General features: G+C 61.1%; 8 protein-coding genes. 3 read left to right on the plus strand and 5 right to left on the minus strand.

Annotated features, from left to right (window positions below; genetic code table 11):
• Nucleotides 1-80 precede the first annotated feature (80 nt).
• Nucleotides 81-3,410, minus strand: coding sequence for a mechanosensitive channel MscK (gene mscK / locus BN1135_RS07940; RefSeq protein ID WP_042020194.1), 3,330 nt, complete (start codon nt 3,408-3,410; stop codon nt 81-83).
• 150 nt (nt 3,411-3,560) lie between these two features.
• Nucleotides 3,561-4,973: a pyruvate kinase PykF gene (gene pykF / locus BN1135_RS07945; RefSeq protein WP_042020195.1), complete on the minus strand. Its 1,413-nt coding sequence runs from the start codon at nt 4,971-4,973 to the stop codon at nt 3,561-3,563.
• 308 nt (nt 4,974-5,281) lie between these two features.
• Here pykF and BN1135_RS07950 point away from each other — a divergent pair, with 308 nt between their 5' ends.
• Together BN1135_RS07950 and BN1135_RS07955 are read left to right on the plus strand one after the other, a co-directional pair.
• Complete coding sequence (locus BN1135_RS07950) at nt 5,282-5,524, plus strand: hypothetical protein (RefSeq protein WP_042020197.1); 243 nt, start codon at nt 5,282-5,284, stop codon at nt 5,522-5,524.
• 167 nt (nt 5,525-5,691) lie between these two features.
• Nucleotides 5,692-6,456 (plus strand): DODA-type extradiol aromatic ring-opening family dioxygenase, encoded by a 765-nt coding sequence (locus BN1135_RS07955; RefSeq protein ID WP_042020199.1) that lies wholly within the window; start codon nt 5,692-5,694, stop codon nt 6,454-6,456.
• 72 nt (nt 6,457-6,528) lie between these two features.
• On the opposite strand, the gene BN1135_RS07960 is transcribed toward BN1135_RS07955, so the two are convergent.
• The 3 genes from BN1135_RS07960 to BN1135_RS07970 form a co-directional block, all read right to left on the minus strand.
• Nucleotides 6,529-10,281 carry an AAA family ATPase gene (locus tag BN1135_RS07960; protein ID WP_042020201.1) on the minus strand — a complete coding sequence of 1,251 codons (3,753 nt, stop codon included), beginning with the start codon at nt 10,279-10,281 and terminating at the stop codon, nt 6,529-6,531.
• Nucleotides 10,278-11,504 carry an exonuclease SbcCD subunit D C-terminal domain-containing protein gene (locus BN1135_RS07965; protein ID WP_042020203.1) on the minus strand — a complete coding sequence of 409 codons (1,227 nt, stop codon included), beginning with the start codon at nt 11,502-11,504 and terminating at the stop codon, nt 10,278-10,280. The genes BN1135_RS07960 and BN1135_RS07965 overlap by 4 nt, the downstream gene beginning before the upstream one ends.
• Nucleotides 11,505-11,607: 103 nt before the next feature.
• Complete coding sequence (locus BN1135_RS07970) at nt 11,608-12,036, minus strand: GNAT family N-acetyltransferase (protein WP_042020205.1); 429 nt, start codon at nt 12,034-12,036, stop codon at nt 11,608-11,610.
• A gap of 180 nt (nt 12,037-12,216) precedes the next feature.
• Here BN1135_RS07970 and rdgC point away from each other — a divergent pair, with 180 nt between their 5' ends.
• On the plus strand, nt 12,217-13,128 hold the full coding sequence (gene rdgC, locus BN1135_RS07975) for a recombination-associated protein RdgC (RefSeq protein WP_042020207.1): 912 nt from the start codon (nt 12,217-12,219) through the stop codon (nt 13,126-13,128).
• Nucleotides 13,129-13,241 lie beyond the last annotated feature (113 nt).

Genomic DNA, 13,241 nt, shown 5'->3' on the forward strand with positions numbered 1-13,241 from the left:
AGGTCATTGATAGATAGCCATGAAAAAGCCGCTCACCTTGGGTGAGCGGCTTTTGTCATCAAGTCATTGCAGCTGGGCTATCAGGCTGGCTGCTTGCCATCTTCAGTCGGAGGCGGCAGGGCGGTGGAGCTGGACTCCACCTTCTGCTCTTCTCCCTGCATGTTCTTGATATAGACATCCATCTGGTTGAAGGCGATCTCGATGCCATTCTCGCGGAACAGCTGATCGATCTTGCGGTTCAACTCGTCCACTGCCGGGTTGCGATCCCCCAGTTCGCTCACGAAGAAGCGCAGCTCGTGATCCAGGGTGCTGGCGCCAAAGGTGAGGAAGTAGACGATAGGTGACGGGTCTTTCAGTACACGGCTGTTCTCATCCGCAGCCTGTTTGAGCAGGGTGCGGGTCAGCTCGAGATCCGAACCATAGGCCACACCGACTCGCACAATAACCCGGGTGACGGTATCACTGAGGGACCAGTTGATCAGTCGTTCGGTCATCAACTGCTGGTTGGGGATGATCACCTCTTTGCGGTCGAAGTCGGTCAGGGTGGTGGCGCGGATACGGATCTTGGAGACGGTACCGGAGAAGGAGCCGATAGTGACGGTGTCACCGATCCGTACCGGACGTTCAAACAGGATGATGATGCCGGAGACGAAGTTGGAGAGGATCTCCTTCATACCGAAACCGATACCGACCGACAGACCACCCGCGACCCACTGCAGCTTGTCCCACTGCACGCCCATCATGGAGAGGGCGGTCAGGGTGCCCACCCCAATCAGCAGGTAGTTGAGCATAGTAGTGAAGGCGTAGGCTGTACCCTGGGCCAGGCGCAACCGTGAAAGCACCAGTACTTCCAGCAGACCCGGCAGGTTGCGGGCCAGTGACCAGGCACCACCGAGCATGAGGAAGCCGATCAGCACATCACTGAGGCTAACCGGGAAGAGGATGGCATTGGCGCCGGTTCCTTCGCTCTTGTGCCACAACACCATGCTATCGAGGTAAGAGAATACCGCCACCAGATCAGACCAGAGCCAGTAGAAGGCCACGCCGAAGATCACCAGCAGCACGGTACGGGTCAGGCGCAGGGATTGCTGGCTGACATCCTCCAGATCCATCGGCTGTTCTTCAATGGATTCGCCACCTTCTGCATCTTCCTGAGACTTGTGATCACGTTTGGCGACTGCACGGCGATAAGCCAGGCGACGGGCCGCCAGCTCCAGACCTCGCAGGGCGGTACGGTAGATCAAACCCCAGGTAATCAGCAGGTAGAAGGATTCGATCAGGCGACCGGTCAGCTTCAGTGCTGTGTAGTAGTAACCAAGCACCGCCAACACGATGAGTGCCACTGGTGCCAGTGCCAGCGCGATCGCGATGATCGACTTCTGCATGCTCGCCTCGCCCTTGATGCGGGCGCGGGAGATGGGGAACACCAGATAGGCGGCCAGTCCAAGCAAGGAGAGGGTCATAGCCTGGCCAATCACGTCGTTGCCAAGGGTCGAGGGTTCAACCACCGCCTTGGTCGCGAGCATGATCAGCGGCAGCAGTGGCAGCCAGAGGTAGCGCATGCTGGTGTGTGTGGCCTGCAACTCCGCCTTCGGGATCCGGAAGTGGGATTCGGCGATGCCGCCCGGACGCATCACGGCCAGATAGACACTGAATACCAGATAACCGAGGGCGAGGTTGAGGGTGATCTGGAACGTCAGTTTCGGGCTGAGCAGACCGCAGTAGGTGACTAACAGGCCGCCAGCCAGAATGAACAGGCTGCCCGGCAGGCGATGCAACAGGGTGAACAGCAGCGCCTTGGGGGTGTGCCACTGGCTGTCTTGACGGAAACGACCCAGATCTTTGGTGATCCGCTTCTGCTGTTCGATAAGGATGGGGCGCTTCCACATCAGTACGCCCCCGATCAGCAACAGCGGGAAGGCCAGTGCGGAGACCGCCAGCAGCTGTGCGCGCCAGTGCTTCCAGTCGGGCTTGAGCACCCAGTCAGAGGCTTGTTTGTAAGCCTGGGTGGGCCAGTTGATAAGCCACTTGCTGTCGATAGGCTTGTTGCTGCTTACCCAGAAGATGTGCTGCTGCAGGGTAAACTCGATAGCGTCGTGGGTACGGGCCAGCTGCTGCTGGGTCAGCTGCAGGCTGATGGCGTTGGTGAGCTGGCTGTCGAGTTGGCGGTTAAGCTGGTCCAGCAGGTTGATACGGGTATCGAGCAGCTTGGCAAGGCTGGCCTTGTCCTCATCGCTGACCGGATCCTTGCTGCCGGCAATCAGGTTGTCCAGATAGAGGTTCTTCTGGAACAGTTGGTCACGCTGCTGACTCAATTCAAACTGCGCCAGATGCAGATCGGCGATCTGCTCTTCCAGATTCTTGACGGCGATTGCGGGGGCCGCCTCCAGTTGCTGGTAGAGCTGATAGAGGATACGAGAGAGCAGCAGATTGCCTTTGAGCATCTGCACCTGTTCATTGAGGTTGCGCTCGGTCTGGATGCCGCGTTCTAACCAGGTCTTGGCTTGCAGGTTTTTTTGTACCAGCGAGTTGAGGTTGCTGGTGGCGTTGACTAACTGCTGACTCAGCTGGTGGTTGAGTTCCTGCTCTTTTTGCACCAGTGGGTTATCTTCGCTGGCGACCAGTTCACCGGTCTGTTCGGCCGTTTTTTCGGTGTCGCCAAGGCGCTTGGCACTGCTCTGCTCCTGCAGCAGTTGCAGCTTCTGCTCTTCGCTGGCGAGGCGGGCACTTTGATAGTCGCGCTGTTTGACCGCCAGATCCTGCATGCTGGTACGGTTATCCAAATCCTTTTGCAGGAGCGCCAGTTGCAGATCCAGCCGTGCGGATTCGGCGTTCAGCTTCATCTTCTCGGCACTGCTGACAGTTTCGCCTGCATTGAGACGGCTACGGATCTCCTGGCTGCGCTGGTAGGCGCGGCTCATGCTGGTCTGGGCACGCTCCGGCAGGGTCTGCAGAGTGGTCAGCTGACTGCCAATGGCGCCGAGCGCCTCCTGGGCTTCCTGCATATTGGCCAGTACTTCCGGCTGGCGGCTATCGAGCTCCGCCAGACTCATGCTGGCGTATTCGCTCTTGATCTGCTCGACGCTCTTGCCCTTGGTCAGGGCATCGATCTTGGCACTGATCTCGTTGAGCTCGGTGGGCAAGCTGCGGATGCGCTGGGCCTGGGTTTTAGCTTTGGCCTCTTCCTTGTCGATGCTGTCGAGCAGGGCGAGGGTTGCGGTCAGCAACTTCTGATCCTCTTGCTGGCTGACCGTCGGCGTTTCTGTTTTCGCCAGACTGTCCAGCGTGCGCTGAACTGTGGCTCGAGAGGGCACATCTTGCGCCATGGCGAGCGGGGTGCAGAGACTGGAGATTAGACAGAGCAGCGGCAATAGGGTGGCTGAGACTCTTTTGAGGCGTATTGAGGGCATATAACTTCCGGGTTATTACACGGGGCGCGGGAAACTTCCCACATAGATTAAATTGGCGTGGATTCTAACACCGGGCTTGTCAGGTAAGCAGGGGGGAGGGATAAAAAAAACGGCGCCTGAAGGCGCCGTTTTCACGTTGTTCAGCTCTGATTAAAGAACGTGAACAGAAGCGGTGTTGGTAGTGCCGCTCGGTACCAGTGCACCGGAGACCATAACAACTACGTCACCCTTCAGGCCCATACCGCTTTGCAGCGCAGCTTCTTTACCGATGCGATAGAAATCGTCGGTAGAAGCGATGCTGTCAACAACATGAGCAACCACACCCTTGGTCAGAACCAGCTGGGCAGCAGTTTTCTTGTTGGTGGTGATGGCCAGGATCCAGGCTTGCGGGAAGTACTTGCGAATGGCTTTGGCAGATTTTCCGCCTTCGGTAGCAACCACGATCAGCGGGGCGTCCAGCTTCTCGGAGGTCTCTACGGCACCTTTACAAACGGCTTCGGTGATGCGCAGCTTGTTGCTGTCATTGGCAGCAGACAGGTTGGATTGCATCACGGCATCGGTACGCTCGCAGATGGTGGCCATGATGGTCACGGCTTCCAGCGGGTACTTACCCTTGGCAGATTCACCGGACAGCATCACTGCGTCGGTACCATCCAGCACGGCGTTAGCCACGTCGCCAGCTTCGGCGCGGGTCGGACGCGGGTTCTTGATCATGGAATCCAGCATCTGGGTGGCAGTGATAACCACTTTACGTGCCTTGTTGCACTTGGTGATGATCATCTTCTGGGCGAAGATAACTTCTTCAACCGGAATTTCTACACCCATGTCGCCACGAGCAACCATGATGCCGTCGGAGACAGCCAGGATCTCGTCGAAGTTGTCCAGGCCTTCCTGGTTTTCGATTTTGGAGATGATCTGGATGTTCTCGCCACCGTGGGCTTTCAGGTGCTCACGGATTTCCAGTACGTCTTCTTTCTTACGGATGAAGGAAGCTGCAACGAAATCAACGCCTTGCTCGCAACCGAAGATCAGGTCGCGCTTGTCTTTCTCGGCCAGGGCCGGCAGCTTGATGGAGACGCCCGGCAGGTTAACGCCTTTGTTCTCGCCCAGATCACCGTTGTTCAGCACTTTACAGATAACTTCGCGCTCGGTGATTTCGATAACGTCCAGACCGATCAGGCCGTCATCAACCAGGATGCGGTTGCCGACGCGCAGGTCGTTGGCGAAACCGGCATAGGTCACAGCTACTTTGTCTTTGTTACCAACCACAGTCTGGTCGGTGGTGAAGGTGAAAGTCTGGCCAGCGACCAGCGCGACGTCATTGCCGCCTTCCAGCTTGATGGTACGGATTTCCGGACCTTTGGTGTCCAGCAGGATAGCTGCGTGGGTGCCGGTTTCGGCCATCACTGCGCGCAGGTTGCTGATACGACCGCCGTGTTCGGCGTAGTCACCGTGGGAGAAGTTCAGGCGCATGACGTTCATGCCGGCATCCAGCATTTTGGCCAGCATTTCTTTGGATTCGGTCTTAGGACCGATGGTGCAGACGATTTTGGTCTTTTTCATGTCAATCTTCATGGTTAAGGAATTTCCGCCGAGCAATATACACCAGTTTTTGGAATCTTTTTATGATCCAGAAACAACGTTTTGACCAGATAACGTTTTCTTTTAAGGGATAACGTTTTCCTATCGGTCACTATTTAGGATATACGGCCACTGATCCGGACTGACGGGACACGAATGTTACCACCTGTGGTGGTTTGGCCCGGTTGAGGTTCAGATGTTGTAAAATGACCACCCGCCCACTGTCACCGTCTTGTCACCAGCTTGCGCAAAAATGTTAGTTCATTGGCGTGCAGGTGAAGGAGGTCGGGATGAAAAACAGCCATGAAACCGGATTGGCCCTGCTGTTGCTGGGCACCGCCCTGCTGCTGGTTCAGGTACTGCCAGCCCGCTGCTGGCCTGACAACCCTCGTTTGCTGGCGATCTTCGCCCATCCGGTGAAAGGGGAGGCTGCCGCCGAGGGGCTGGCGTGGCGCGAATGGCAGGATCATGGCGCCGCGACCCGGATGGCGCTTCGCGCTTCCCGACCGCAGCTGGACGCGCCGCAGCCTTGATAGCTATTGCCGCTTCCCGGTCGTGAAGGGGTGAAATTATCAACCATTGGTTGATAGTGCTTATCTATCTTGCTGGATTGTTCACCTTAAGTGGCAGGGTGATAATCGATTCCAACAGCGATATCCCCTCCGGTATCGCCCCCTGATACCTTGTTGGAGCTCGCTTTATGTCTCTCGCCCCCGTCTGGTTTATCTCTCACGGCGCACCAGATCTGGTGCTGCGTGAGCAACCCGCCACCCGTTTTCTGCGTACCCTGCGTTTGGGTGAGCTCAAGGGGCTGGTGGTCATCTCCGCCCACTGGTTCAGCCGCGAGTTGCAGATCAACATCGAGCCCAAACCGGCGCTGATGTACGACTTCTACGGCTTTCCCGAGCCCCTCTACCGGATGCGCTGGCCTGCCAGCAGCCCGGCGTGGTTGCAGCAGGGGGTGAGCGACCAACTGGCGCTGGCCGGACTGACCGCCACCCCGGTGCGGCGCGAGCTGGATCACGGGGTCTGGTCGCCGCTCTCTCTGATCGATCCCGCCAGCGAGATCCCGTTGGTGCAGATCTCCATCCCCGCCAGTTTCACTCCGGCCCAGTTGTGGCAGCTGGGGGAGGTGCTGGGGGCGCTGCGCAGTCAGGGGATTGGCATCCTCGCCTCTGGCGCCATCACCCACAACCTGCGGGCGTTGGGGCCGGAAGGTTCGCCGGTGCCAGAGTGGGCCAGCCAGTTTGTCGGCTGGCTGGAGCAGAAGATGGCCGAGGAGGATCAACTGGCGCTGCTCGACTATCGCCAGCGGGCCCCCGGGGCGGTGGAGTCTCATCCCCACGACGACCACCTGCGCCCGCTCTTTGTGGCGCTGGGGGCGGCTGATGGCGTGGCGCCAACCCGGCTGCACCAGAGCTGGGATGGCGGCAGCCTCTATATGGGCGCCTACCGCTTCGGCTGATAGCCTCTCAACAAGACCCCGCCAATTGGCGGGGTCTTGTTGTTTATGGCGTGGGGATTGAGTCGATGGAACTCAGGGGACCCGCACCTGGCTTTCGCCGCCGCCGAGGGCTTCGACTCGTATCTGCACGCCGATCCGCTCCACCAGAGTCTGGACGTGGGAGATGACCCCGATCTGGCGTCCGGCAGCCTGCAGGGAGTCGAGGCTGGAGAGCGCCAGATCCAGACTGTCCGGATCCAGGGTGCCGAATCCTTCGTCGATAAACAGCGACTCGACCTGGGTCTGGCGCGACGAGAGGCTGGAGAGGGCCAGCGCCAGCGCCAGCGACACCAGAAAACTCTCGCCGCCGGAGAGGGAGTCCACCGAGCGCACCTCGTCCCCCATGTCGAGATCCACCACCTGCAGCGCCAGATCGGTGCCGGGCACCCGCTCCAGCCGGTAGCGCGGCGACAGCTCGGCGAGCTGGGCGTTGGCCTCCAGCAGCAGGCGCTCGAGGGTGAGGCTCTGGGCGAAGGTGCGGAACTTGGCGCCGTTGGCCTGCCCGATCAGATCGCATAGCTGCTGCCAGTGGTCGGCCACCGCCTGCTGGGCGGCCAACTCCTGTTGCAGGCTGCCTGCCTTGAGGGCGGCGGCTTCGGCTTGCGCCAGCTTGCTCTTGCACTCGAACAGCTGCTCTTCAAGGGCGCGGCAACGTGCATCGAGTGCCGCCAGCTGCTCGCTCAGTTCTGTATCTGGCAGGGCGGCCAGCTCGGGATGGTGCTCCCGATAGCGATCCCGCTTGCTCTCCTCCATCGCCAGCGCCCGTTGCCGCTCGGCAAGACGGGTACGCGCCTCGCCAAGGGCATCTTCCAGCCCTTGCAGGGCGGTGCGGCGTGCCTTGAGCTCATCAGGGCTGATGGCGAGCAGGCGGCGCAGATCGTACTCATTGATGCCAAGGGTGCTGGCATGGGCAGCCCAGCGCCCCAGCACCTCCCGCTTGCGGCGGCTGCTGGTCTGCTTTTCCTGCTCCACATGGGTGAGGCGGGTCTTGAGCTCGGTCTGCCGCTCCCGCACAACGCGGGCGCCGCTCTGCATCAGATCCAGTTCGCTGGCGAGCTGTTGCAGTCGCTGTTGCCAGCGGCTCTCGACCAGTGGGATCTCCTCGCCACCGAGACAACCGCTGCGGCTGGTGAGCAGCCCCTGCCGCTGCTGATCATGCTCCTTGTAGTCCCGCTCGAGTTTGTGCAGCAGTTCGCGCTGGGTCTGCAGACGCGCCTCCTGTGCGCTCAGGGCCGGGGTGAGGCTGGCGATCTCGCTGGCCAGCCGCTCCCACTCGCTCTGACCGTGCAGCCAGGCTTCGCAGGTTCGCTGCCACTCGTGCCACTGCTGGCTGCCGAGCCATTGGCGCCACGGTTGGCCGCCCATCTGCTCGTCGAGGCGGTGGGCGCCTTGCTCAAGGCGTTGGCGCAGGGTCGTTTCCTGTTCGCCCATTGCCTTCACTTCCCCTTCCAGCGTGATGCGCTGGCGATCGGCCTCCTGCCACTGTTGGTCAAACTGCTGGTGCTGGGCCGCCAACTGGCTCAGTTGCTGACGCACCCCTTGCAACTGCTGTTGACCGAGCTGGGCTTGACGCAGCTGCTGCTGGCTTTGGGCCAGCCCCTGCTCCAGCGCCTGGCCACGGCCGAGCAGGGTGCTCATCAGCTCGTTCCACTCTATCGGACTTTGGCGCAGTGGCAGCGGATGACCCAGCAGGGTATCGCCCCCCAGCTGTTGCCAGCGTTGGGTCAGCTGCTCGGCGCGTGCCTCCAGTTCCGGCAGATGTTGTTGACGCACCGCCAGCTGGCGGGCCAGCTCCTGACGCTCGCTCTCGCACTGAATGTATTGATGGTTGAGCCGCTCCCACTCCAGCTCGAGGCTGCGGGCCCGCTCCGCCAGTTGGCCCAGAATGCCTGCTACTTGCGGCTGGCTCTGGCTGTAGGGATGCTCCTTGGCGCCGCACAGCGGGCAAGGTTCGTCATCGCTCAGGATGTGGCGATACTGCTCGAAGCTGGCGATGGCGCGGGACTGCTCCAGCGCGTGGCGCGCCTCGTCCCGCTGCAGGGCGAGCCGCTCGCGGGCTGGCGCCAGCTCTTCGCTGAGGGTGGCGAGTTTGCTGAGCGCCTGCTCCAGCTGGGCAATCTCCTGCTGCAGGCGACCGTGCTGCTCGCCGTGGTTGCGGCCATAATCGGCCAGCTCCAGCAGTTGGCGCAGTTGGCCCAGCTGCTCGGTCTGCTGTTGCCACTGCTCCTGTGCTGTGGCGAGGCGGCTCTCCCACTGCTGCTCCTGCAGCTCGTTTTGTTGCTGTTGCAGCCGCGCCTGCTCCTGTTGCCAGTAGTCGCGCTTCTGCTGGCCCTGTTCCAGCTGGCGCTGCAACTGTTGCAGGGCGCGCAGCTGGTGATCCCGCAGGGTGAGCAGCTGTTGCAGCTTGTCGGCATCCTTGGCCCAATCCTGCACGGCGGTGAGCAGGGGCTGCCACTGGCGGGCCACCGGGGCCAGCCCCTTGTGCTCTTCGAGCCAGAGCCCCCACTTCTGGTGCTGCTGCTTGAGCAGTTCTACCTGTTTGCTCTGCTCGTGCCAGCCCTGCTCGAGGGTGAGCTGGACTTCCCGCTCCTGCGCCCCCTCCTGCTGGATCTTCTGCAACTGCTGCACTTTTTCCCGGATGCGGGTATCGAGCTCCTGTGCCCGTTTGAGTTCGGGTTGCAGGGCGCCCCACTCCCGCTCGGCGGCGATCTTCTCCGCCAGCAACTGTTGCTCGGTGAGGGCGCTCTGCTGGGTCTGCTCCTCGAGTTTGGCCAGCTCCGGCCCCAGTTCGGCGATCACCTTCTCCTGCTGCTGCACTTCCAGGGTGAGGCGGGCCAGCTCGTCGTGATCGGCGCGGGCCACCTGGGCCTGCTCGGCACGGGCAAACTCGTCGCGCTCGGAGGCGGCGGCGCCGTGAGCCTGCAGGGCGGCATCGAGTGCCGCCTGTCCCTCGGCGCAGCCCTGCATCTGGGCGGCAATCCGGCTGTTGAGGTCGCGCAAGTCCTGCATCAGCTGCTGTTGCTGCTGCTCGTGCTTGAGGGTGGTGGAGAGGCTCACCTGCTGGCTCACCCACTGTTCGCGGGTGGCCTCATCCATCAGCGCCACGTCGCCGAGGCGCTGGGCAATGGTGGCCAGTTTTTGCTGCTCTTCGCGCGCCCGCTCATGGGTCTGGATGGAGATGGCAGAGTAGAGTTCGGTGCCGGTCATCCGTTCGAGCAGGGCGGAGCGCTCGTTGGCATCCGATTTGAGGAAGGCGGCGAACTCCCCCTGCGGCAGGATCACCGCGCGGCGGAACTGCTCCCAGGAGAGACCCACCAGCTCGTCGATGCGATCCTGCAGCTCCCGCTTGCTGCCGGAGAAAACCTGCCCTGACTCCACATCGGTCAGGGTTCGCTCCTGCGCCTGAAAACGCCCCTCCGAGCGGTTTCGCGCCCGGCGCACCGCCCAGCGGGCCAGCCAGATGCGGCCATCGCAGCCACGAAACTGCACCTCGGCAAAGCCGCTGGCGTGACCTCGACTGAGGATGCCGCGCACGTCGTTGGCCTTGAGTTTCTCCTCATCATCCATGCGGCCCACTTCGGCCACATTCTTGCGATTGGCGATAAAGCGCGGCATCTCGTCGTAGAGGGCCAGACAAATGGCGTCGAGCAATGTGCTCTTGCCCGCACCGGTATTGCCGGTGATGGCAAACAGGCCTGCAGCGCCGAGCGCCCCCTGGGTAAAGTCGATGCTGAAGGGGTCGGTCAGACTGGCCAGATTCTCACCTGACAGAGACAAGATTTTCATTGGTTTGACTCCTTCACCTGCTCCAGGATCTCTTCAAACGAGGCAATCAGCCCAGCCTCGGGCTCCCCCTCGAACTGGCGCTGATAGCAGAGGCGAAACACCTCGGTGGGGGAGAGTTCATCGAGCCTGCGTTGCTCGCGGCCATCGGCCAGCCCTTCCCCCGAGCCCTGATACTGGGTGCTGATGCGGGCGAGGCGCAGCGGTTTGTCTGCAATGGCCGCCAGGATGCGCTCGCGGATGCGGGCCTCGGGCTTGGGCAGCAGCAGCCGCACTTCGAGGAAGGGTTGTGCCTCTTGTGGACAAGCAGGCAGCTCGAGCGATGCGATGGCGTTGAGCGCATCGTCGAGGGTGCTCTGGGGTAGGCGGATCATCTCCACCGCGCGTGGCACTGGAATGGATGCCACCGTGGTGAGCTTGCCCCCTGCAAAGGTCACTTCCAGCACCTGATGGTTGTAGTTCGCTTCGGCCAGCGACAGCGGCAGCGGCGAGCCGCTGTAGTGCACCCCCTCGGCCGGACTCTGGGCCAGATGGAGGTGACCGAGCGCCGTGTAGTCAGCCGCGGCGAAGAGATCAGCAGGCAGGGCGTGCTGGTTGCCACCGAGCACCCGCCGCTCCGACAGCTCCGAGAGCTGGCCTGCCGCCAGATAGGCGTGGCCCATGGCGATCAGTGGCAGATCTTGCCCGCAGCGGGCGCGCCCTTCGGCCAAGACTTCGGCATAGACCTGCCGTACCCCTTCGATCAGCCTGTCCTGCCCCTCTGCCAACGGCTCCACCCGCAAGTCGCTGCTGCGCAGGAACGGCACGGCGGCGCACCAGGCGGCCAGCTTGCCTTCTTTGTCTTGCAGCGGTACCAGCAGGCGGTCGGTCTCGAGGTTGCCCTTGCTGTCGCGGCTGATGCTGCCCACCAGATGCAGGTCAAAGGCGCGCAGCAGCTCGTGGGGGGCATCGAGCTTGGAGGGGGAGTCGTGGTTGCCGCCGATCAGCACCATGTTGAGGTGGGGCATCTCGGCGCGCAGTCTGGCCAGAAAACGGTAGAGCTGTTGCCAGGCGCTGGCGGGGGGATTGGCGGTATCAAACAGATCGCCCGCCACCAGCAGGGCGTCGATCTCGCGCGCCTTGAGGGTGTCGCTCAGCCAGTCGAGAAAGGCATCGTGTTCAAAACGGCGGTCGTGACCATGGAGTTGATGGCCAAGGTGCCAGTCGGCGGTATGGAGGATTTTCATTGGAAAGCTGCTCGGTTGCAGGGACGGTGCCAGTGGCACCCGATGGAGACAAGATGAGGATGTCCCGTGCTTTTTTCAAGTAAAACAGGGGGCTGGCATCGATTCAGGCTGGTTCGCAGCACATCCTGTATTGGGGGTGGCCGGTGAGGGGATCGGACTCCTCGGCCTCGATAACGAAGCCGTGGCGGCGATAGAAACGCACCGCCTGATCGTTCTCGACAAAGACCCGGGCGTGGAGCGACGCCCCCTGACGCTTGGCCTCTTGCAGCAGGGCATGGCCGACGCCACGACCCTGGCGATCGGGGCGCACGAACAGGGCTGCGAGGTAGTTGTCCACCAGCGCCATGAAACCGAGCAGGTCGCCGCGCTCCTCGAATACCCAGATGGCAGCGCGATCAAGGTAGCGAATGCGCAGATCCTCCTGAGCCCGCCACCAGCAGGAGGCATCGACGAAATCGTGGGCCTGCAGGGAGGCCAGCAACCAGATTTCGACGATCTCTTCCATGTCTTCCGGGCGACTGGGCCGTAACATAATTTCATCCTTGTTAACAACTTGCACAACTCGCAGTCTAGGGGAACTTGGTGACCGCTCAGGTGATATAAATGAGACCCTGTGAGGTCGATCGCCCTTTATTTAGCGAGAATGATTGGCTGATCACAAAGCGCCTCTCTAGTACAATGCCCGCCGGACAATCTAGAGACCGAGGACGCCATGTGGTTTAAAAACCTGCAGATTTATCGCTTTACCCGCCCCTTTGACCTGACCGTGGATCAGCTGGAAACCCAGCTGGAAGCCTGTGCCTTCACCCCTTGCGGCAGTCAGGACATCTCCCGTTTCGGGTGGGTCAAGCCCCTTGGCAAATTCGGCTCAACCCTGACCCACTCTGCCTCCGGCCACATACTGCTCTGCGCCCGCAAAGAGGAGAAGATGCTGCCCGGTACCGTGGTCAAGGAGATGCTGGCCGAGAAGGTAGAGGCGATCGAGTTCGAACAGGGACGCGCCCTCAAGAAGAAAGAGAAGGAAGCGCTCAAGGAGGAGATCCTCCACACCTTGCTGCCCCGTGCCTTCAGTCGTACTAGCCAGACCTTCGCTTGGATCAATCCGGCCGACAATTTGATGGTGGTAGATGCAGGTTCTGCCAAGAAGGCAGATGATCTGCTGGCGCTGCTGCGCAAATCCATCGGCTCCCTGCCGGTGGTACCGGTGGCCCTCAAGAACCCGCCCGAGATCACCATGACCGAGTGGCTGAACGAGGGTAACCTGCCATCTACTTTCACGCTGGAAGACGAAGCCGAGCTGCGCAGTGCCATGGAGCACGGCGGCATCATTCGTTGCAAGCAGCAGGATCTGATGAGTGAAGAGATCAAAAACCACCTGGCCAACGACAAATTGGTGACCAAGCTGGCCCTCAACTGGGGCGAGACCATCAGCTTTGTGCTGGGGGATGATCTCTCCATCAAGCGCCTGAAATTCAGCGAAGAGCTGCGCGAGCAGAACGACGATGTCACCAGCGAAGATCCGGCCGCCCGTCTGGATGCGGACTTCGCGCTGGTCACCTCCGAGCTGGCCCAGTTTATCCCGGCGCTGTTTGCCGTGTTGGGTGGCGAAGAGCAGTCCATCTAACCGGACTGGCGGCTGTTTAGCCTCAGCTATCCCATTGTAAAAACCGCCTTCGGGCGGTTTTTTTATGTCTATGGCGGATAACCATTATTGATAAATGACTAAGATATTGATCT

Source organism: Aeromonas sobria (assembly GCF_000820145.1).
Taxonomy (GTDB): Bacteria; Pseudomonadota; Gammaproteobacteria; order Enterobacterales; family Aeromonadaceae; genus Aeromonas; species Aeromonas sobria.

What these genes read in the sequence shown, in the direction of transcription:
- mscK (WP_042020194.1), bottom strand. Translation starts at nt 3,410, where the DNA reads ATGCCCTCAATACGCCTCAAAAGAGTCTCAGCCACCCTATTGCCGCTG.
- pykF (WP_042020195.1), bottom strand. Translation starts at nt 4,973, where the DNA reads ATGAAAAAGACCAAAATCGTCTGCACCATCGGTCCTAAGACCGAATCC.
- BN1135_RS07950 (WP_042020197.1), top strand. Translation starts at nt 5,282, where the DNA reads ATGAAAAACAGCCATGAAACCGGATTGGCCCTGCTGTTGCTGGGCACC.
- BN1135_RS07955 (WP_042020199.1), top strand. Translation starts at nt 5,692, where the DNA reads ATGTCTCTCGCCCCCGTCTGGTTTATCTCTCACGGCGCACCAGATCTG.
- BN1135_RS07960 (WP_042020201.1), bottom strand. Translation starts at nt 10,281, where the DNA reads ATGAAAATCTTGTCTCTGTCAGGTGAGAATCTGGCCAGTCTGACCGAC.
- BN1135_RS07965 (WP_042020203.1), bottom strand. Translation starts at nt 11,504, where the DNA reads ATGAAAATCCTCCATACCGCCGACTGGCACCTTGGCCATCAACTCCAT.
- BN1135_RS07970 (WP_042020205.1), bottom strand. Translation starts at nt 12,036, where the DNA reads ATGTTACGGCCCAGTCGCCCGGAAGACATGGAAGAGATCGTCGAAATC.
- rdgC (WP_042020207.1), top strand. Translation starts at nt 12,217, where the DNA reads ATGTGGTTTAAAAACCTGCAGATTTATCGCTTTACCCGCCCCTTTGAC.